We start from the raw sequence: 21,058 nt of genomic DNA on the forward strand, positions 1-21,058 counted from the left end.
GACGCGCTCAGAGCTCGGCCGCGCGGCGGGTGTTGATGACCCGGTCCGGCTCGATTCCGCACTCCTCGGCCCGTTCGCAGCCGTAGGTGAGCCAATCGAGTTGGCCGGGGGCGTGTGCGTCGGAGTCGACGCTGAACAGGCAGCCCACCTCCCGCGCCATCCGCAGCAGCGACCGCGGTGGATCCAGCCGCTCCGGCCGGGAGTTGATCTCCACCGCCACTCCCGCCTTCCTGCAGGCGTCGAAGACCGCTTCGGCGTCGAACGCGGATGGTGGACGCTTTTTGGCTGCCAGCAGACGACCCGTGCAGTGCCCGAGGACATCGACGTGCGGGTTCGACACGGCGTCGCACATTCGCCCGGTCATCGCACGTGATTCCATCCGCAGGTTCGAATGCACGCTGGCGACGACCAGGTCGAGCGAGGCGAGTATCTCGTCGGACTGGTCGAGCGAACCGTCCTCGCGGATGTCGACCTCGATACCGGTCAGGATGCGGAACGGAGCCAGGCGTTCGTTGAGTTCCGCCACGATGGCGAGCTGCCGGTGGAGGCGGTCCGTCGACAGTCCGCGGGCGACCTTCAGACGTGGGGAATGGTCGGTGAGCACCATCCACTCGTGCCCGAGAGATCTCGCGGTACCGGCCATCTCCTCGATCGAGCTGCCCCCGTCGGACCAGTCCGAGTGCGTGTGGCAATCGCCGCGCAGTGCCTTCCGCAGGGCGCTCCCGCGCTCGGGCACGGTCGCTTCCGAGCGCAATCGACGGAGGTATCCGGGCGTGTCTCCCCGGTGGGCCTCCTCGACGACCTTCGACGTGGTCTTACCGATCCCGGCGAGTTCCGTGAGCGTTCCCGCCGCGACCCTGCGGTCGAGGTCCTCGACGTCGTCGACCGCGGCCGCTGCGCGGCGAAACGCGGCGACGCGGTAAGTGGGCTCACCGGCGCGTTCCAGCCAGAACGCGATGTCTCGCAGTGCCCGCGTCGGTTCCACAGCTCCTTCGTAACTCGTGATGGCGCGCTTCGCACGCCGGCGGATCACCCGAGGCGGGGTTCGGAAGCGGTCGGCTGTCGCCTCAGTCCGCGGTGGGGTGGTGCGATCCCACCCGTGACGCCCATTGGTCGAGTTCTTCCCGCGCGGCGGCGAGAATCCCGGGCTCGACCCCGTGCGCGCCGTTGGCGATCAGCGCATAGTGCAGGGTTCCGGGTTGCCCCGGGGTGGTGAGCAGCAATCGGTTCGCACCGTCCCGCGAATCGAAGGCCCACGGGCGTGGAGGTTCTGTGCCCAACCGGTTCGTACGCGGGCAGCAGCTCGGTTCGGAGACCGAGGTCCGAAACGACCGTCGTGTTGTCGGCGTCGAAGGTGGCGGGCAGGTGCAGTTCCGTCGGGGCCGGGGAACCGCCGTCGCGCCACGCCAGCACGCCGTACTGGCCGTCGCGGACGGCGCGCACGTTCGGCATGGACTCCGGAATCTCGTTCCAGGTCAGCGTGTGGTCGCCGTCCCTGGAGCGGTCATCGTAGGTGAAGGCGACGGTCCGGCCGTCCACGGCTTCCGGATAGAGGCGGTCGATCACCCTGGGGTCGGCGCGCACGGACAGGTTCCCCGTTTGGTCCCGCCGCACGAGGGAGAAATCCTCGTCGTTCCAACCATCGGCTTCGGTCATCACCTTGTCGGGGTTGTCGTTCATCAGCTCGTGGTGTCGGCCATGGTAGATGTCCCATTGCCACTGCGTGCCCGACAGCACGGGGCCGGAGCGGGCGGCGTTCCGCCACCACTCGGCACCACTGAGCCGCGAATCCATCCCCTGATACATCCCCTTCATCACGGCGGGGAACTTCTCCGAGGTCGCGCCGCTGAGCGGGTGGCCGAACTCGGAGACGAACGGGGCCGTCTCCAGGTCGCGTGCACGGTCCCGGATCTCGTTGAACTCCGCCTTGTTCTCGCCGTCCCGCGCCTCGCCGTACAGGCCGGATTGCGCCAGTGCGTGGTAGAAGTGCGCGTTGAAGACGTATCGGGTTCCCAGCGAGCCGAGTTCGCGGAAGCCACCGGTCTCCTTGACGAAGGAGACGTTGTTGTTCCAGAACAGCGTAGGTTCGATGTAGGCGGGCTTGTCCAGCCAGCCGGTCTCGTCCATGACGGCGCGGAACTCCTGGAAGAACGGCCAGGCCACGTCACGTTCCCACGCGGCCCCGTCCTGGCCTTCGTCGTAGTGCCCGGCCGAGGGCTCGTTCATCGGGTCGAACCCGATGACTCCGGACTTCTGCTCCTCGCTGAGGTGTTCGGCGAAGTACCGCAGGGCTACCCGTGCCTGTGCCAGGTACGCGTCTTGCACTCCTACCTCGCCGACTGCGGTCGACAACACGCGGTTGCCCCAGAAGTCGTCCTTGGCGAGCTTGACCGCCTCGTTGTTCATCATGTTCTGTCCCCAGTGGACACAGATGCCGCAGCTCTCGCGCGGGTAATCTCCCGCCTCCACGACCCATTCCGGCGCACCGTCGCCGGTGTACCAGCTGTCCGCGTGGAACAGGTGTTTCGAGTACAGGTCCTGGTGGTAGTCCGGCAGCACCCGGAAACCCGCGTCCAGGAATGCGCCCATCTGCGCGGTGGCCCGCCGGAGGTACTCGTAGTCGATCCGATCGGGTGCCGGCTGAATGCGTTCCCACGATCAGGAAGCGGATCGTGTTCGCCCCGGTCTTCCCCCGCATGGCCGCCGCCGACTCGCGGGCGTCGGCGACGTTCGCGAACGGGAGGTGCCCGTTCTCACCGAGTTTGACCTCCTCGGAGACGTTGAACCCGCGCAGCACCACTTCACGACCGTGCCGGTCTTCGTAGCGCACACCTCCCGGAGTTCCGGTCAGAGCCACTTCCGAACTCGCCGGGTCGTCGAACCACATCGGCGGTGAAGGGGCCGCCACCCCCATCTGGGGGCGGTCAACACCGCGGGCGCGACCAACGATGCGACGAGAACACTTCGGAGGACCACCCGACCCGCTCGACTCATCGTTGATCAAACTACCTCAAACATGAGTTTGTTTCACGCTTCGATTCGCGCCCGTGCAGGTCCACGACCCAGCCCCATGGCCCGTTCAGGAACCGGCCAACGCGCCAACGCGCGGACTCACGACAACCGGAGTACACATGCGCCGTAAGCCACCGCCAAGGGGGGAGATCGACATGGCCAGCTCACAACCGATTCCCGAGGACGCTCAACGGGTAACGCCGTACCTGCACGTCCACGACGCGCAAGCGGCCATCCTGTTCTACAGCACGGTGCTGGGCGCCACCGAACGAATGCGCATGCCCACACCCGACGGCAAAATCGCCCACGCGGAGATCCAGATCGGCAACTCGACGATCATGCTCGCGGACGAGTTCGACGAGCACACCCGCGGTCCGAAGAGCATCGGCGGATCTCCGGTCGTGCTCTACGTGTACGTCGAGGACGTCGACAATGTCTACGACCGGGCGATGCAGGAGGGTGCCACTTCGACGAGCCCGGTCGAGGACCAGTTCTACGGCGATCGCTCCGGGCAGTTCGAGGACCCGTTCGGTCACCGCTGGAACGTAGCCACGCACGTCGAAGACGTTTCTTCGGACGAGGTATTCCGGCGGGCCTCGGAGATGATGGGCAGCTGACGCCGACGGGATTCACCCAGGGGCGGGCGTGGAAGGTTGTCGTCGACCGATCGTGCACCGACACTGTTGACATGACCGACCACGCCCCGAACTGCGACGCCGCGCACGGCGCAGTCGAACCGGCCGGCGGCGAACGCGTCCTGGTTGCCGTCTTCGCATCACCGGTTGCCCGATTCCTGCTTTCCTACGCCGAAGACCTCGGGTTCCAGCCGGTACTCGTCGACCCGCGCGGTGAACCGGCCGGGGCCGACACCTTCACCACCCGGGTACGCACCTCGATGCCCACGCTCGACGGTGCAGCCGATGTCGTGGTCACCGACCACCACCGCACCGAGCTGGGGACCGTGCTGCGCGACGCCCTCCGAGGCAACCCGCGCTGGGTGGGCGTCATGGGAAATCCGCGCCACCCCGGCCCGCACGTCGAGGCGCTGCGCAGCCTCGGAGTCGACGAGGCCGACATCGATCGAGTGCACCGCCCGGTCGGGCTCAACATTGGCTCCCGCATGCCCGCCGAGATCGCGATCGCGACCCTGGCCGGCCTCCTCGCCGACCGGAACTCGCGTCCGGGAGGATTCCACTTCGCCGAACCACCGACGGACTCGGCGGCCGAGCACTCCTGATCCGCCACCGCCGCCGGGAAGTCTGCTCCGACCATCGGGAAGTGTGTGTCTTACCCCACTAACTCCTGGGTTCAGTGGCCGGCACGGGGACACATCCGCCTCTGCGGTCCTCTTCCGCCACAGCCGCCACGAACGTGGTTCCGGAACGCGAAAGAACCGCAGAAACGCAAGCTATCCTGGGGGTTTGCATTCGGGCCTCCCCGGTTCGAAACCCCGACCCAGGATCACGATCATGGCGGAACAGCACGGTATCGATTACTACGACGCGACCTTCGCACGCGACCTGGCCTGGTCGCAGAAGCTACGGGAACAGCTCGACGAGTTGCCCACATTCGAGGACGAAGAACAGGACTAAGCCCCGCTCGGTGCCGCCGTCGGCACTTGCCGTCCACTACGGAGGGTCCGGCTTGGCGGCCAGGTGCTCGGCCATGAGCTCGAGCAGCCGGTTGACGTCGACCGGCTTGGTGACCGACTCCGTGGCCCCGCAGGCCAGGCTCTCCTCCCGGTCACCGGTCATCGCCTTGGCCGTCACCGCGATGATCGGCAGCCGGTGGTACCGCGGCATCTCACGGATCGTCTTGATCGTCGAGTTGCCGTCCAACTCCGGCATCATCACGTCCATCAGCACGATCGCGATGTCTTCGTGCTCCTGGAGCGCGGCCAACCCCGAGATGCCGTCGTCGGCATAAACGACCTGCAGACCGTGTTGCCGCAACATCGTCGTCAACGCGTACACGCTGCGCGCGTCGTCGTCCACGACGAGCACCTTCTCGCCGTTGAAGTGCACTTCGGTCGGCTGTTCGGATACCTCGGTGGCCAGCGGCTGCTCATCATCGTGTCCCTCGAACCGCCGCAGCTCGGCCGACTGCATCGGTGGATCGATTCCTTCGGCCGAGACATCGTAGTGGGCTTCGATTTCGGTCGGTACGAATTCCCGTCCCGCTGGTGCACGAGCCGCTGGCACCTCGTCCGGATCCTGCTCGGGAGCGGCATCGGATCCGACCGGCTCCTCCGCCACGCCGGCCACTCGCGACCCGGTGTATTCGACCGGGAGGTACAGCGTGAAGGCGCTCCCACCTCCCGGGGCGCTGGTGACCTGCAGTTCACCACCCAGCAGTGCGGCCAGTTCGCGGCTGATCGACAGTCCGAGCCCGGTACCGCCGTACTTGCGGACAGTGGTTCCGTCGACCTGCTGAAAGGCCTCGAAGATGCGTGTGAACTTGTCCTCCGGAATGCCGATTCCGGTATCCCGCACGACGAAGGCCAATCTTTCGGGAACGTCACGCAAATCGGGACTGTTCACCTCGGTTTCCGACGCGGGCCTGATCTCCAGCTCGACGCTGCCGGAGTCGGTGAACTTCACCGCGTTCGACAGCAGGTTCCGCAGGATCTGCTCCAGCCGGTTCTGGTCGGTCCGCAGGCGGGGAGGCAGCGGTGGCCGCGATACCACCGAGAACTCCAGGTCCTTCTCCCCTGCGAGCGGCTCGTAGAGCGCACGCATGTCGGCAGCCAGGTCTTCCAGCTCGACGTCCTCGGTGAGCACGCTCATGTAGCCCGACTCGACCTTGGCCAGATCCAGCACATCATTGATCATCTGCAATAGGTCCGCGCCCGCCGAATGAATGGTCCTGGCCAGATCGACCTGCTGCTGGGTGAGGTTCCCTTCGAGGTTGTCGGCCAGCAGTTTGGCCAGGATCAGTGCGCTGTTGAGCGGTGTCCGCAACTCGTGGGACATGTTCGCCAGGAATTCGGACTTGTAGGCCGACGCCTGCGCCAGCTGCTGAGCACGTATCTCCAGCTCCTGCCTCGCCTGTTCGATCTCCCGGTTCTTGAGTTCGATGTCGTGGTTACGAGTGGCGAGCAGGGCCGCCTTCTCCTCCAACTCGGTGTTGGAATGCTGCAATTCCTGCTGCTGCTGTTCCAGTTGCCCGGAACGCTCCCGCAGCTCTCGAGTCAGGTGCTGTGATTCGGTGAGCAGGGACTCCGTCCGCGTATTCACCATGATCGTGTTGACTTCGACGCCGATCGTTTCCTTCAGTCGCTCGATCAGGTCGATGTGCAGGCCGGTGAACTCGTTGACCGTGGCCAACTCGATCACACCGAGCACCTGCTCCTCGAACAGCACCGGCGCGACGACCACGCTGACCTGGGCGGTGTACCCCAGCCCCGAACCGATTCGGACGTAGTCGTCCGGAGCATCGCTGACCACGATCGACCGCGCATCGGAGGCGACCTGACCGACGAGCCCCTCCCCGGGGTGGAATTCGCGCGACGGACCGCCGTGCTCCTCGGAAAGCGCGCCATAGCTCGCGATTCGTTCGATCGAATGGCCCCGGTCCCGTCCCGTGCGGGCGAGGAAGAACGCGCCGTACTGCGCCGAGACGAGTGGCACGAGTTCCCGCATGATCAACCCGGCGAGCGAGTCGAGGTCCTGCTGGCCCTGCATGAGGCCGGAGAGACGCGTCAGGTTGCTCTTGAGCCAGTCCTGCTCCCGATTGGTCCTGGTCGTCTCCCGCAGGTTGCCGATCATCGCGTTGATGTTGTCCTTGAGCTCGGCGACCTCGCCGGAAGCTTCGACGTCGATCCGCCGAGTCAGATCGCCTTCGGTCACCGCGGTGGCCACTCCCGAGATGGCCCGCACCTGACTGGTCAGATTGCCCGCCAGTTGGTTGACGCTCTCGGTCAACCGCTGCCAGGTTCCCGATATGTCGGCGACCTCGGCTTGCCCACCGAGCTTGCCTTCGGTACCCACTTCGCGGGCGACTCGGGTCACTTCGGAGGCGAACGCCGAAAGCCGGTTGACCATGGTGTTGATCGTGGTCTTCAGCTCGAGGATCTCCCCGCGCGCGTCCACGTCGATGCGCCTGGACAGATCACCGTCCGCGACCGCCGTGGTGACCTGGGCGATGTTTCGGACCTGGTTGGTGAGGTTGCGGGCCATGATGTTCACGTTGTCGGTCAGGTCCTTCCAGATGCCCGCCACGTTCGGCACCCTCGCCTGACCCCCGAGCGCCCCGTCGGTTCCGACCTCGCGGGCGACCATGGTGACCTGGTCGGCGAAGGAATCCAGCGTCCGCACCATGCCATTGATCGTCTCGGCGAGTGCGGCCATCTCGCCCTTGGCCTCAACGGTGATCTTCTTCGACAGGTCCCCTCCGGCCACCGCACTGGCCACGGTCGCGATGCCCCGCACCTGACCGGTCAGGTTGTCGGCCATGATGTTGACGTTCTCGGTGAGGTCCTTCCAGACACCGCCCACTCCGCGCACGTGCGCCTGGCCGCCCAGCTTTCCCTCGGTACCCACCTCTCGGGCGACGCGGGTCACCTCGTCGGCGAAGGCCGAGAGCTGGTCCACCATCGTGTTGATCGTGTTCTTGAGCTGCAGGATCTCGCCGCGGGCGTCCACATCGATCTTCTGGCTCAGATCGCCCTTGGCGACCGCGGTGGCAACCTGGGCGATGTTGCGGACCTGGATCGTCGTGCTATTGATCATGAAGTTGACCGAGTCGGTCAGACTGCGCCAGGTTCCGGCGGCGTGCGGCAGTTCCGCCCTGCCCCCCAACCGGCCCTCCCCACCGGCTTCACGGGCAACCCGGGTGATCTCGTCCGCCATCGTGGACAACTGATCGACCATCGAGTTCAGCGTCACCTTCAGCTCGAGCACCTCGCCCGAAGCGGGCGCGCTGACCGACTTGGTGAGGTCACCCGCGGCGACGGCCTTGGAAACCTGGGAGATGTCGCGGACCTGCTCGGTGAGGTCGGCCACCATCCCGTTCACCGACTCCCCCAGCTCCCGCCAGCTTCCGTCGAGCTCACCGGGGACCTCTGCTCGTCCCCCCAACCTCCCCTCTGTGCCCGTCTCCCCGGCCACCCGAGCCAGTTCGGCCACCAACGTCGACAACCGGTCGAGCAGTTCGTTGACCGCCGCGGCGGAGCCGTCCGACGCCGTCCCGCCGAACCGAACGGGCAGTCGCTGCGTGAGATCGCCCGTGGCCACCGAGCGGAGGACGCGACCGTTCTCCGCGGCCGACTGGGCGATTTCGCTTATCCGCTCCGCCACCCGCGCCCATCCGCCGGACTCCGCGCCCACCGTCGACGCGGGTGGCTGCTGCCCCGAGCGCACCGCCTCGGCCAGCCGATCGACCTCACCGGCGAGGAGCTGGTTTCGCTCTGCAAGCGCGTTGAACATCCGCGCGGCTTCGGCCGGAAGCCCCGATCCGGCGACCACCAGTCGTCGGCGGAAATTGCCGTCCCGCAGATCCCTCAGCCCGCCCACGAGCCTGCGCATCGCCCGCGAGTCCGCACCGGCCTGCTCCGGAATCGCTTCGGCCGCCGAACCATACTGCCGTGGTCCCATGTCAATCTCCTGACCAGCGAAGAAAGGTGGAAACCCTCCGATTGCGAGTGTGGGCCACATTCGCACCCGGGTCACGCCCGGCTACTCAACCCTCGTTCCGGTCATCGCGGTTGAGGCGCAACTCCGTGGCCAGCACGGCGGCTTCACTCCGGTGGCGCATCGCGAGTTTGGACAGCAGTTGGGACACGTAGTTCTTCACCGTCTTCTCCGCCAGATACATCCGTCCGGAGATCTCGCGGTTCGTCAACCCTTCTCCGATCAACTTCAGCACCTCGCGCTCCCGAACTGTGAGTTCGCGCAGCGGGTCCGCCTGTTCCTGCTCCTTCCGGAGCCAGGCCAGCATGGCTTCGGTCTTCTTCGCGCTCAGCAGCGACTGCCCGGATCCGGCGGTGCGGATGGCGCCGATCAACTCCTCGCTGACAACGCCCTTGAGTACGAACCCCGCGGCGCCGGCGAGGATGGCGTCCATGAGCGCGGAGTGGTCGTCGAAGGAAGTCAGGATCAAGCACTGGGTCTCGGGGTTCCGGGACCGCAGCTCCCGGCAGAGCTCGACCCCGTTGCCGTCCGGAAGCCGCACGTCGAGCACGACGACGTGCGGTCCGCTGGTGGAAACGAGCGCGTGCGCCTGAGCGACCGTGGAGGCTTCACCGACGAGTTCCAGATCGGGCTCGGAGTTGACCAGGGCAGCTATCCCCCGGCGGATGACTTCGTGGTCGTCAACCACGAACACGCGCGTGACCATCTCGATCCCCACCCCGGTGTCCGCTGCCGGACCGACCCAGCGGCGCGCGGGTCGAGGGCCAGCTTAAGCACCTCCGCCGACCGCCGCCCATAACAGTGTTCCGCTACTCGTGCGCGCGGCACACCCTCGAACGCGAGGCCTTGGAGCGAAGCGGAAGCGCTTCGCTCCAAGGCGGCCCCTCAGCCCATCGCGTAGACGCTTTCCACGAAGTGCGCGACTTCCTCGTCCGAGAGGTTCCGCGCCAGGTCGGCTTCGCTGATCATGCCGACCAACCGGTGGTCCTCGATCACGGGAAGTCGGCGGATCTTGTGTTCCTCCATGATCCGCAGGATCTCGTTCATGTCACTTCCTGCTTCCACCCAGTGCGGCGTGCCCTGGGCCATCTCCGACGCCATCACCTCCGCCGGATTGCGTCCCTCCGCACAGCAGTGGATCACGATGTCCCGGTCGGTGATCATGCCGTGCAGCCGATCGTCCTTGCCGCAGATCGGAAGTGAACCCACCTTCAAGTCGCGCATCATCTGCGCGGCCTGGTGCAAACTTTCGTCTTCGCCGACGCACTGGGCGCCGGAATGCATGATGTCGCGGGCCATGGTCATGAGAGGCTCCTTTCAGAGTTCCGTCCGCATGTGCTCCTGCGCTCGGCCGCGGACGGCCGCTTCGGCAGGCGCCGCCCCACCCGTGCCGAGCTGACCAACGGTCCGGTCGGCGGCGATCCGCGGTCGAGGAACCGCCCGCGACCGCACAGCCGTGCCTCCGAAGGGCACGAGGACGGCAACTCCTGCCGACAACGGGGTTCTCCGGTTCGGGCCTCGCGAAACCCAATTCGACCGTCGCACCGGTTGATGAAGGGCCGCCAACGTCCCGTCCCGCGGACAGCTCGTTCCCCCGGCCGTCAACTGCCGACGAGGCCGCGATTGCTCGCGCACCCGGCCAGCCGCGAAGGTCCCGCCTTCGCCGCCGAATCGCCGAGCGACGAGGGCAGCGGGCGGGTTCGCTCAGTACTCCTTCATCAACCTGTCGAACGCGGCGTTCGCCGGCCCCCACTCGGTGGTGATCGTTTCGCTCGGAACCTCCGGACGCGGTGTCGCGTCCACCGTCACCACGTACCCCTCCGCCCCGATGCGCCTGCGCATCAGTACCTGCGCCCCGTTCGCGGAACGGCCCATCCGCTCACCGTTGTCCCTCGAAACGCTCTCGCCGGGCGAGAGAGACTCGAACTCCGAAGTGGCCATGTTTCCGTTGTAACCCAGTTGGACCGCTGACGCGAGGAACTCGCCCCGCCGTCCCGCCGCACCGTCCCGTTGTCGGGGTGCGATCCGGGGCGGCAGGTGTTGGGCTGGGGGTCGCGCTCTTCTCCACTTCAGCAGGAGCACCGAGTTACAGGGAGCACCGAGTTATGGTCGCCGAAGAGGTCGACGTCGTGGTCATCGGCATGGGGCCCGGCGGCGAAGATGTCGGCGGGCGATTGGCCCGCGCCGGACTGGACGTCATCGGGGTCGAGGCCCGACTCGTGGGCGGGGAGTGCCCCTACTTCGCATGCATCCCGACCAAGATGATGGTTCGCGCCTCCGATGCGCTCGCCGAGGCACGACGGGTTCGGGATCTGGCGGGCACAGCGGAACCGCGGCCGGACTGGGTCCAGGTCGCCGATCGCATTCGTGACGAGGCAACCTCCGGGTGGGACGACTCCGCCGCCGCCGAACGGTTCGAAAAGGCCGGTGGTCGACTCGTACGCGGTGTTGCCCGGATGTCGGCGCCCGACGAGGTGATCGTTTCGACCTCCGAGGGCGAGCAGCGCTTGCATGCCCGTCGGGCCATCGTGCTCAATCCTGGGACCGAACCGGCCGTACCTCCGGTGGAGGGACTCGCCGACACCCCATACTGGACCAACCGCGATGCGGTCGGCACTCGCTCGGCACCCCGGAGTCTGTTGGTACTGGGCGGCGGTCCCGTCGGCATCGAGTTCGCCCAGGTCTTCGCGCGCTTCGGCAGCGAGGTGACGGTCGTGGAGGCCGAAGAATTCATCCTGCCGTCGTCGGAACCGGAAGCCGCCGAAATCCTGGAGGACGTGCTGCGTGGTGAGGGACTCGCCGTGCACACCGGTTCCGGTGCCGAGCGGGTTCGCTTCGAGGACGGTGCGTTCACCACGCGGCTCGATTCGGGCGCAGAGATCACAACCGAACAGCTGCTGGTCGCAACCGGCAGACGCACCGATCTGGACGCCCTCGGAGTCGGGTCGGCCGGCATCGATGCGCGCTCGGGAACCATCCATGTCGACGAGCGGATGCGGGCGACGGACGGGGTGTGGGCGATCGGAGATGTCACCGGCCACGGCGCGTTCACCCACACCTCGGTCTACCAGGCCCGGATCGCGGCAGCCGACATCCTCGGCCACGGTGAGGATGTCGCCGACTACCGCGCGCTGCCCTCCGTGACGTTCAGCGACCCCGAGGTCGCCACGGTGGGCAGTACCGAAGTTCGCGCCCGCGCCGACGGACTGGCGGTGCACACCGCCAGCACCTCCGTACCTTCCTCGCCGCGCGGATGGATCCACGGAGTGGGCAATGCGGGAATGATCAAACTGGTGGCCGACGCCGAGCGGGACGTGCTGATCGGAGCGACCGTCGTTTCCCCTGCCGGCGGTGAGGTCGTCGGCGCCCTTGCGGTCGCGGTGCACGGCGAGGTCGCGCTCGGGCGGCTGCGCGAGATGATCTTCGCCTACCCCACCTTCCACCGCGCGATCGAAACCGCGCTCGCCGAACTCGACGTCTGATTCCGCGGATATCAACCACGCGTTGTGGGTAGACCTTCGAGTGAGGCTGCCGCATACGAGAGGATCGAGGGCGCAGTGTGACCTACGTGATCACCGAACCGTGCGTGGACGTGCTCGACAGGTCGTGCATCGACGAGTGCCCGGTCGACTGCATCTACGAGGGGCAGCGGATGCTTTACATTCATCCGGACGAATGCATCGACTGCGCGGCGTGCGAGCCGGTGTGCCCGGTGGACGCCATCTACTTCGAAGACGACGTACCCGCCGAATGGGACGAATTCACCCGGGCCAACGCCGACTTCTTCACCGAGATCGGCTCGCCGGGAGGCGCCGCGACGGTTGGCAAGATCGGCCGGGACGTCCCGCTGGTAGCGGACCTGCCCGTCCAGGAGACCTGACCGGACTGCGGAAGGCATCTCGCGCCGCCCGGCCCGGCCGTTCCCGGGCGGGTCCGTCCGCCCCGGCCATGCGGACATCACCGTGCGTTACGCTCCACCGGCGTATTCGAGCAGCGCGGGAGGGCGGGCATGGTGGGCCAGTCGGCACCTCGGGAGAGCTCCGTCGGGCGGGCGGTCGAGCAGATCCGGCACATGATGCGCATCCAGGAATTGCTTCCCGGACAGGCGCTGCGCCAGGAAGCGCTCGCCGAACGGTTGGGGATGAGCCGCGTTCCGGTCCGCGAGGCGCTCAAGGCGTTGGAGAGCGAGGGCGTGCTGCGGCACGTGCCCAATGTGGGCTACACGGTGACGCGCCTGTCCTCCGAGGAGCTCCGCCAGAGCTATCTCATGCGGGCCGCACTCGAGGCGACGGTGCTGCGGGAACTCCCGAGACTTCCCGAAACAGTGATCGAAACGCTGATCTCGCTCAACGACAGGATCGATGAAGCAGCCCGGGCCGTGGACATCCTTCGTGTGATCGAGCTCAACCACGAGTTCCACTTCACCCTCTTCCGCGCCTCCGGGATGCATCTGATCGTCGACGAGATCGAGCGGGTGTGGAAGATGACCGAGGCCTATCGCGCGGTCTACCTCTACGACGAGCGGGCACGCCGCCGGATCGTCCGCGAGCACCGGCATCTGATCTCCGCCGTTCGTCGTGGTCACAACGAACGAGCAGTGGAGATCATGAACGCGCATCGGGGCGCTACCCGAGCCGAACTCACCCCGGCACTCGACAGCACGCCGGGCTACTGACCAGTACCGGCCCGTCGACTCACCGATGGGCACCTTCAGATTGAATACTATTTTGCATGGACCTCTGGGGCAGGGCCGTGTTCTACTCCCGTCGAAGACAGATCGCGGGAAAGGCACCGGCATGGCGGATCTGGAATATCGAGTCAGCGACTCGATCGGAACAATCCTGCTCAATCGCCCAGAACGCAAGAACGCCTTCACCCTGGAGATGATCGACCGCTGGGCGGAGGCGATCACCGCGGCCCAGAACGACCCGGACGTGCGAGTCCTGGTGCTGACCGGTGCCGGTGACGCGTTCTGCTCCGGCGTCGACCTCGACGACTTCGCCGCCGACGGCAAAACCGTCCTCGACCACAAGACGGTCCTGACCGAACGAGTGCACAAGGTCGCACTAGCGCTGGAAAACCTGGACAAACCGGTTCTCGCGGCCGTCAACGGCGTCGCCGTCGGCGCCGGTATGGACATGGCACTGATGTGCGACATCCGTTTCGTCGCCGAATCCGCGCGGTTCTCCGAGGGATACGTCCGCGTCGGGCTGGTTCCCGGAGACGGCGGGTGCTACTTCCTGCCGCGCCTCGTCGGAACCGCCAAGGCATTGGAATTGCTGTGGACGGGAGACTTCGTGGATTCCGAGTCCGCCGTCGAGCTCGGAATCGCCAGTGAGCGCTACGGCGACGCGGAACTCCTCGACAAGACCTACGCCTTCGCCAGGAGGCTCGCGGACGGTCCTCCGGTGGCCATCCGTGCCATCAAACGCGCGCTGTACCAATCCGCGCGCAGCGACCTTCGGACCGCGCTCGACCTGATCTCCTCGCACCAGGCCGTCGTGCAGTCGACCGAGGATTCGGCCGAGGCTCTGCAGGCCTTTCGGGAGAAGCGGCGTCCCACGTTCCGAGGGCGGTGATCGGCGATGCGTTCCGCCCCGAGCACGGGCCTCGACCGCGCATTGCTCCGCCCCCGAGCGGTCGCCATCGTCGGCGCCTCCGAACGATCGCCCATGGCCGCACGACTCACCGGGTACCTCCGCAGCAGTGGTTTCGTCGGCGAGGTGTACCCGGTCAACCCGAACCACAGCTACGTGCACGGGATCCCCTGTTTCCCTTCGTTGCGGGATTTGCCCGGACCAGCCGAACTCGTGCTGGTGCTGATCCCGGCTTCCGGGGTTCAGCGGGTCGTCGAGGAGGCCTCCGAATGCGGCGCCTCCGTGCTCGTGGTCCTCTCGTCCGGGTTCGCCGAGACCGGCGCCCCCGGACGCCGAACCCAGACCGAACTCGTCGAGCGGGCGGAGCGGCACGGAATGCGGGTGCTCGGGCCGAACTGCCAGGGATTGGCCTACTCGCCCACCGGGCTCACCGCGACGTTCACGGCCGCCGCCGACCTGCCACACGGCGAAGAGCTCGGCATCGGCTACATCGGGCAGAGCGGCGCCCTGGGAGGCAGTTTTCTCGGCATGGCAAGCGATCGCGGCATCGGGCTGACCGCGTGGTTCAGCGTGGGCAACCAGGCGGATCTGTCCGTGGTCGAGACCGCTGCCCTGCTGATCGACGATCCGCACATCCGGGTACTCGCCTGCTACCTGGAAGAGCTACCCGACGGCGGTGAGTGGCAGGCGCTGACGGCGCGGGCGGCCGGCCTCGGTAAGCACCTCGTGGTGCTGCGTTCGGGGCGCTCGGTCAACGGTCGGCGGGCCGTGGCTTCGCACACCGGCGCGCTCGTGCGCGCGGGCACGGCGTTCGACCTGATGACCGTCAGAGCCGGTGCCATCCTCGTCGACGACCTCGACGAGCTGTTGGACACCTCCGTGGCGCTGACCGGTTCCCCGCGGCCCCGTGGCGGGCGACTGGCGGTAGTCACCAGTTCCGGAGGCGCCGGGAGCCTGGCAGCCGACCAGGCCGAACCGCGCGGCCTGGAGGTTCCCGAACTCGACGAAGCAACCCGCGCGGCACTGCGCCCGCTCGTCCCCGCCTTCGGCAGTGTGGCGAATCCCGTCGACGTCACCGCTCAACTGATCGAGGATGCCGGACATTTCGGCACTGTGTGTCGAACCGTTGCCGCCGACGACCACATCGACGCGGTGCTGGTCGTGCTGACCACCCTCGGGGGGCACACCGCCGAGGAGATCGCCGCGTCCATCCGGAACGCGGCGGCCACCACGAGCAAGCCTCACGTGGTCGCCTGGCCCTACTCCCACGCCGAGATCGCTCCGGCCGCGGCACGGTTGCGCCGCACGGGCATTCCCGTAGTTCCCACGACAACCGCCGCGTTGAACGTGCTGTCCCGACTCGTTCCGCAAGACTCGAACGAACTCACCCCGTCGGCCCCACATCCGCCCCCGGACGGGCGGGAGTCGATCGTGCTCCGGGACCTGATCCGCACGGGCTCGACCGAGCCGGACGGCTCGGCCTTGCTGGCGGCGCTCGACATCGAGCATCCGCGCGGACGGTTGGTGGCGGATCCGAACGAAGTCGACGCGGTGGCACGCGGGTTGGGCGACGATGTCGTGCTCAAGGTCCAGTCACCGGATGTACCGCACAAGAGCGACGTGGGTGGGGTGCTGGTGGGCATACCCGCTTCCGATGCCGGAGCCGCAGCCGACCGCATGCTGAACGCGGTGCGGAACGCCGCTCCCCTCGCCCGAATCGATGGCGTGCTGGTGCAGGAGAGAGTTCCCGAAGGGGTCGAGCTGCTGGTCGGGATCCAGGGAGCCCGGGCAGGCTACCCACCGGTGGTCACGGTCGGCATGGGCGGTGTCACCGCGGAGCTCGACCAGGACCACACCAGCGCACTGGCGCCCCTCACCCCGGACGAGGCCGAGCGGATGCTCGAACGGCTCCGCCACTGGCCCTTGCTCGAGGGATTCCGAGGACGCCCGCGGGTGGATGTGGCTGCGGTGTCCCGGACCGTCGCGATCCTTTCCCAAGCAGCGGCCGAACTCGGTGCGGACCTCCGCGAACTGGAGATCAATCCGCTCGTGGCGCACCCGGGCGGCTGCGTCGCCGCCGATCTCCTCGTTCGCGACAGCCGGAAAAGCTGATCAGCGTCCGGCAGACGGGCACATCCACAGTGCTCGTTCCGGCACGAGGAGTCGGCCGACCTCCCGATGCCATCGGCAGGGACCGACCGGATCGCGATGCAGCGGAAGGAAAGGTGCGAATGGACTCCGAACTGGTCGAGCTACGGCATCAGGTACGGCAGCTGTGCGCTCGATGGCGGGAACAGGGCCGCTATCAGCCTCGCCCCGATGCGTGGCTGCGCTCGTTCGACCTCGACTTCAGCCGGGCCTTGGCCGAACGGGGCTGGCTCGGCATGACCTGGCCCGAGGAGGTCGGCGGTGGGGAGCGGTCCAACCTGGCCCGTCTGGTGGTGACCGAGGAACTGCTGCGTGCCGGCGCCCCGGTCGCCGCGCACTGGATCGGCGATCGGCAGATCGGACCGTCCATCCTCCGCCACGGGACTCCCGAGCTGCGCCACGAGATCCTTCCCGGCATCGCGGCCGGTGAGTACGTGTTCTGCCTCGGCATGAGCGAGCCGGAAGCGGGTTCGGACCTGGCCGCGGTCCGCACGACCGCAAGCCGTGCGGAAGGCGGGTGGGTCATCAACGGTCGCAAGATCTGGACCAGCCATGCCCACCACGCCACTCATGCCTACGTCCTGGCGCGCACGGAGCGCACCGATAGCAAGCACGAAGGGCTCACCGAGTTCGTCGTCGACATGTCCACCAGCGGGATCTCGACTTCGCCGATCGTGGACATGGCCGGCTCGCACCACTTCAACGAGATGGTGTTCGAGGGCGCGTTCGTACCGGACCACCGGGTGATCGGCACGGTCGGAAACGGTTGGCGCCAGGTGACCGAACAACTCGCCTACGAACGCGGCGGTCCCGAACGGGTCCTGTCGACGTACCCGGTGCTGAAGCTGCTCCTCGCGCAATCCCGGGGCCACCCGGACGACGGGGCGGCAGCCGAAATCGGTGAGCTGGTCGCTCGGCTCGGCACGCTCCGCCGTCTGTGCGTCGAGATCGCCGAAGCCCTGGACGACGGGCAGGCACCGGTTCGCGCGGCGGCCACGTTGAAATACCTGGGAACCGCGTTCGAGCGGGACGTACTGGAACGCGCTCGCGATGTCGCCGACTCCACCGCCACCGACAGCGTGCTGGGCGAAGCGATCCTTGCCTCGCCCGGATTCGGCATCCGAGGCGGGTCGTCCGAGGTCCTACTGTCCGTTCTCGCCAAGCAGGAGGCACGTTGAACACCCGAGGCTCGCTGATTTCCGAGATCGCAGCCGACGTCCTCGCCGGGGGACGCGCAACCGCACCCGAGGGCGACTTGCCACTCGTGTGGTCGACGCTGGTGGAACTGGGATGGCCCGGTATCGCGGTGGACGAACACCTCGGAGGCGCGGGCGGTTCGCTGGTCGATCTCGCCACCGCACTCTCGGTCACGGCCGCACGCGGGGTGAGCGTGCCCCTGCTGGAGGCCTCGATCGGCTGCTGGGCGCTCGCCGGTTCCGAGGCGCAACCGGAAGAATCGCTCACGGTGTGCGCGACGACGGATCAGCTCACCCGCGTGCCGTGGGCCCGGCACGCGAGCCGGCTGGTGGTGCTTCCGGACCTGGGCGAGGCCTACCTGGTCGATTTGCACGGGGCCGGCGTCGCCGTCGAACACGGCTCGAACCTCGCAGGCGAGCCACGCGACACCGTTCACCTCACCGGCGCTTCGGACAGCACACCACTACCGAACGCACCGACCGGCGCGGAAGTGACCACCCGCGCGGCACTGCTCAACGCCGCGGCGCTCACCGGCGCGGCTCGCGGGGCCGTCGACCGCACGCGCGAGCACGTCACGACCCGCGAGCAGTTCGGACGCCCGTTGATCGCGCTGAAGGCTGTCGCTCAAGGGTTGGCGACGATGCGAACCGAACTCTCCGCCGCCGAATCGGCACTCGACCGCGCCCTCGATTCGGCAGTGGACCGCGGAAACGCGGAGACGGCCACCACCGCTACCGCCAAGGTCATCGCCGCCCGGGCGGCAACCGGCATCGCGCGCACCGCTCATCAGCTACACGGAGCGGTCGGGGTGACTCGAGAACATCCGCTGCACCACGTCACGCGCAAGCTGTGGGCTTGGCGGGACGAATGCGGCAGCCAGCGGAGTTGGGCGATCGCACTCGGCAAGGAGGCGCTGAGCGACGGCGAGGCCGCCGTATGGGACCGACTCACCAGTCCGAGCTGAACACGTATCCTGGCCCGATGACGGTAGGTCCGGAGTCGGGTTCCGAAGAAGTCGTGGTCACACCGATCCCGCGCGGGAAAGGCGGTGATGCGATCACGTTCGCTGCTCGGGAAATCTTCGCCGAGCGCGGCTATCACGGTGCCTCGATCCGGGATATCGCCAAGCTCGCCGGGCTGAGCCTCTCGGCGCTGTACTACTGGTACGCCAGCAAGCAGGAATTGTTCGCCGCGCTGCTCGAGGACAGCGTCGCCGACTACTTCCGCACGTGCGATACCGCGTTGCGAGCGAGCGGTGACAGCCCGCCCGAACGGCTGGCAGCCGTTGTCCGCGCCACCGTCGACTACCGAGTTCGCTACCGGATAGAAAGCGCGATCGCCGCGCGGGAGATCCGCAATCTGGCACCGGAGCCCGCCGAGCGGCTCGACCGGCTGCGGGAGTCCGCGAGCCAGCTGTTCCAGGACATCATCGACGACGGCGTCCGCACGGGTGATTTCGCGTGCGAGCATCCCACTGATGCTCGCCGAGCCGTCCAAGCCGCGTGCAATGCGATCGCCCAGTGGTACGACCCGGACGGCGACGTGGCCCCCGAGAAACTCGCCGAGCGCTACGTGTCCATCGCATTCCGAATCGTCGGCCGCGCCGACCGGACATGACCCGCCGGACCGTGTGCGGTTCGGCAGTGCACCGGGCCGGTGGGATCGAGCGCCCGCCGCGAACGTCAGCACGGTGCCGCATCGTCGTTCCCCGCGTCAGGTCCCGGGACCGGTCGGTTTCCGACTCCGGTCGGAGCCCCGCGCGAGGTGCCGCCGGAGATCGCGCTTGACGACCTTTCCGGTGCTGGTGCGCGGCAACGGTTCGGTCCAGAAGACCATGTGGGTGGGAACCTTGAACGCCGCGAGGCGCGTGGCGAGGTGCCGACGGACCTCCGCACCATCGACCGACTCGCCGTCGCGCACGTTCACCACCGCCGCTACCTCTTCCCCCAGCTCGGGGTGCGCGAGACCGACGACCGCGGCATCGGCCACCGCCGGGTGCTCGAACAGCGCGGCTTCGACCTCGGCGCAGTACACGTTCTCGCCGCCACGGATGACGACGTCCTTCATTCGGTCCACGACGTACACCCAACCGTCGCTGACGTAGCCGAGGTCGCCGGTACGGAACCAGCCGTCGATGAACGCTTCCGCTGTCGCTCGCGGATCATCCCAGTAACCTCGGACCACGTTCGGTCCCCGGAACCACAGCTCACCGATCCGCCCGGCGACGACGTCATCGCCGGTTTCGGGATCCACCACGCGGAGGTCCGCTCCGGGGACGCACCGTCCGACGCTGTCCGGCCGGGCCACGTAGTCGGCACCCGCGTTGCTCACCACCGCCGAGGTGGTCTCGGTGAGCCCGTAACCGTTTCCCGGAGCGACTTCCGAAGCGAACGCGCGATCGATCTCGCGGACCAGGTCCGGCGGTATCGGCGCTCCCCCCATGCTGATTCCCTCGAGTCCGGCGAGGTCGGTCCCGGCCTCGACCAGCTCCCGCATGACCGTGGGAACCCCGACCGCACTGGTCAGTCCTTCGCGGCGAATCAACTCGGCGGCCTCGGCGGAATCCCACCGGTACATCGTCGCGATCCGGCTCCCGCTAAGGAAACCGAAGCAGAGCGTGTTGAGCCCGGCGATGTGGAACATCGGGAAGGTCAGGAGCACTCCGGGGCTGGGCCCGACCCCGGCGATGCTCTCGGGCGACACTCCACCGTTGGCCATCGCAGCGCTCACTCGACGTCCGAGCGCTGTGTTGAGCATGTTCGTCAGGTGGTTGCGATGACTGCCGACCGCGCCTTTCGGCCGTCCGGTCGTGCCCGAGGTGTAGAGGATCGTGGCGTCGTCATCGGGAGCGATCGGCTGACGTGGCAACGTGTTCGCATCCGGCGATTCGTCCATAACCGACTCGAAGGACCGCACCCCGCAGCGAGCTGACCGTTGTCCGCGCACCTCGATGAGGCTGGTGGCGCGGAGTTCGGAGCGATGCGGTTCGAGTGCCCGTACCCGCTCGGCGTCCGCGAACAGCACCTTCGCGCCGGAATGCAGCAGGGCGTAGACGAGTTCCGGTCCGGTCCACCACGCGTTGAGCGGCACCGCGATGATCCCGGCGGCCTGCGTGGCCCAGAATATCGCCGACCATTCGGGATAATTCCGCATCGCGATGGCCACCCGGTCCCCGGGAACGAGCCCGTACTCGTCCCGCAGGGCCGCTGCCATCTTGGCCACCAACTCGTAGTGGTCGCGAAAGCTCCACCGCTCGTCACCGTAGAGGAGGAAATCGCCGTCTCCCCATGCGCGGCTGGCTTCCACCACGTCCCGCAAGGTCGACGGACCGTTCGCGTACACCCGCATGGGGATTCCGCGGACCTCGCCGGGCACGATCTCGAACTCACCGCCCGGACCGACGAGCCCGGCGACGAGTCGTTCCCGTTGGCTTTCCGACATCGCAATCCCTCCCGCGCTCGATTTCGGGAGCGC

18 protein-coding genes are annotated in these 21,058 nt (G+C 67.4%); 11 read left to right on the top strand and 7 right to left on the bottom strand.

Features of this window, described 5'->3' with window-relative positions:
* Positions 1–7: 7 nt before the first annotated feature.
* Positions 8–985: a PHP domain-containing protein gene (locus tag ACYVAN_RS14775; protein ID WP_460959864.1), complete on the bottom strand. Its 978-nt coding sequence runs from the start codon at positions 983–985 to the stop codon at positions 8–10.
* A gap of 44 nt (positions 986–1,029) precedes the next feature.
* Positions 1,030–2,589, bottom strand: a complete 1,560-nt coding sequence (locus ACYVAN_RS14780; RefSeq protein ID WP_460959866.1) for a hypothetical protein — start codon at positions 2,587–2,589, stop codon at positions 1,030–1,032.
* A gap of 578 nt (positions 2,590–3,167) precedes the next feature.
* Here ACYVAN_RS14780 and ACYVAN_RS14785 point away from each other — a divergent pair.
* From ACYVAN_RS14785 to ACYVAN_RS14795, 3 genes are all read left to right on the top strand, one after another.
* Positions 3,168–3,629: a VOC family protein gene (locus ACYVAN_RS14785; protein ID WP_460959868.1), complete on the top strand. Its 462-nt coding sequence runs from the start codon at positions 3,168–3,170 to the stop codon at positions 3,627–3,629.
* 71 nt (positions 3,630–3,700) lie between these two features.
* Complete coding sequence (locus ACYVAN_RS14790) at positions 3,701–4,249, top strand: XdhC family protein (protein ID WP_460959870.1); 549 nt, start codon at positions 3,701–3,703, stop codon at positions 4,247–4,249.
* Positions 4,250–4,481: 232 nt separating this feature from the next.
* Complete coding sequence (locus ACYVAN_RS14795) at positions 4,482–4,604, top strand: hypothetical protein (RefSeq protein ID WP_460959872.1); 123 nt, start codon at positions 4,482–4,484, stop codon at positions 4,602–4,604.
* 36 nt (positions 4,605–4,640) lie between these two features.
* Here ACYVAN_RS14795 and ACYVAN_RS14800 read toward each other — a convergent pair whose 3' ends face one another.
* The 4 genes from ACYVAN_RS14800 to ACYVAN_RS14815 all read right to left on the bottom strand — a co-directional run bounded on the left by ACYVAN_RS14800 (position 4,641) and on the right by ACYVAN_RS14815 (position 10,583).
* A complete protein-coding gene (locus ACYVAN_RS14800) occupies positions 4,641–8,606 on the bottom strand; it encodes a HAMP domain-containing protein (RefSeq protein WP_460959873.1) in 3,966 nt (1,321 codons plus the stop codon).
* An 85-nt stretch (positions 8,607–8,691) separates the two neighbouring features.
* The gene (locus ACYVAN_RS14805; protein WP_460959875.1) at positions 8,692–9,348 is read right to left on the bottom strand and encodes a response regulator; all 657 of its coding nucleotides are present in this window, start codon (positions 9,346–9,348) and stop codon (positions 8,692–8,694) included.
* A 179-nt stretch (positions 9,349–9,527) separates the two neighbouring features.
* On the bottom strand, positions 9,528–9,947 hold the full coding sequence (locus ACYVAN_RS14810; protein WP_460959877.1) for a CBS domain-containing protein: 420 nt from the start codon (positions 9,945–9,947) through the stop codon (positions 9,528–9,530).
* 399 nt (positions 9,948–10,346) lie between these two features.
* Positions 10,347–10,583 carry a hypothetical protein gene (locus ACYVAN_RS14815; protein ID WP_460959879.1) on the bottom strand — a complete coding sequence of 79 codons (237 nt, stop codon included), beginning with the start codon at positions 10,581–10,583 and terminating at the stop codon, positions 10,347–10,349.
* A 164-nt stretch (positions 10,584–10,747) separates the two neighbouring features.
* Here ACYVAN_RS14815 and ACYVAN_RS14820 point away from each other — a divergent pair, with 164 nt between their 5' ends.
* From ACYVAN_RS14820 to ACYVAN_RS14855, 8 genes are all read left to right on the top strand, one after another.
* Positions 10,748–12,124, top strand: coding sequence for a dihydrolipoyl dehydrogenase family protein (locus ACYVAN_RS14820; RefSeq protein WP_460959881.1), 1,377 nt, complete (start codon positions 10,748–10,750; stop codon positions 12,122–12,124).
* A gap of 77 nt (positions 12,125–12,201) precedes the next feature.
* A complete protein-coding gene (gene fdxA, locus ACYVAN_RS14825) occupies positions 12,202–12,522 on the top strand; it encodes a ferredoxin (protein WP_460959883.1) in 321 nt (106 codons plus the stop codon).
* 129 nt (positions 12,523–12,651) lie between these two features.
* Positions 12,652–13,317, top strand: coding sequence for a GntR family transcriptional regulator (locus ACYVAN_RS14830; RefSeq protein ID WP_460959885.1), 666 nt, complete (start codon positions 12,652–12,654; stop codon positions 13,315–13,317).
* Between the two features lie 121 nt (positions 13,318–13,438).
* Complete coding sequence (locus ACYVAN_RS14835) at positions 13,439–14,221, top strand: enoyl-CoA hydratase/isomerase family protein (RefSeq protein WP_460959887.1); 783 nt, start codon at positions 13,439–13,441, stop codon at positions 14,219–14,221.
* A 6-nt stretch (positions 14,222–14,227) separates the two neighbouring features.
* A complete protein-coding gene (locus ACYVAN_RS14840) occupies positions 14,228–16,351 on the top strand; it encodes an acetate--CoA ligase family protein (RefSeq protein WP_460959889.1) in 2,124 nt (707 codons plus the stop codon).
* Positions 16,352–16,470: 119 nt separating this feature from the next.
* The gene (locus ACYVAN_RS14845) at positions 16,471–17,565 is read left to right on the top strand and encodes an acyl-CoA dehydrogenase family protein (RefSeq protein WP_460959891.1); all 1,095 of its coding nucleotides are present in this window, start codon (positions 16,471–16,473) and stop codon (positions 17,563–17,565) included.
* Positions 17,562–18,548 (top strand): acyl-CoA dehydrogenase family protein, encoded by a 987-nt coding sequence (locus ACYVAN_RS14850; RefSeq protein ID WP_460959893.1) that lies wholly within the window; start codon positions 17,562–17,564, stop codon positions 18,546–18,548. The genes ACYVAN_RS14845 and ACYVAN_RS14850 overlap by 4 nt, the downstream gene beginning before the upstream one ends.
* Before the next feature lie 17 nt (positions 18,549–18,565).
* A complete protein-coding gene (locus ACYVAN_RS14855) occupies positions 18,566–19,201 on the top strand; it encodes a TetR/AcrR family transcriptional regulator (protein WP_460959895.1) in 636 nt (211 codons plus the stop codon).
* Between the two features lie 96 nt (positions 19,202–19,297).
* Here ACYVAN_RS14855 and ACYVAN_RS14860 read toward each other — a convergent pair whose 3' ends face one another.
* Positions 19,298–21,025, bottom strand: a complete 1,728-nt coding sequence (locus ACYVAN_RS14860) for a class I adenylate-forming enzyme family protein (protein ID WP_460959897.1) — start codon at positions 21,023–21,025, stop codon at positions 19,298–19,300.
* Positions 21,026–21,058: the final 33 nt, after the last annotated feature.

Source organism: Parasphingorhabdus pacifica (assembly GCF_054779195.1).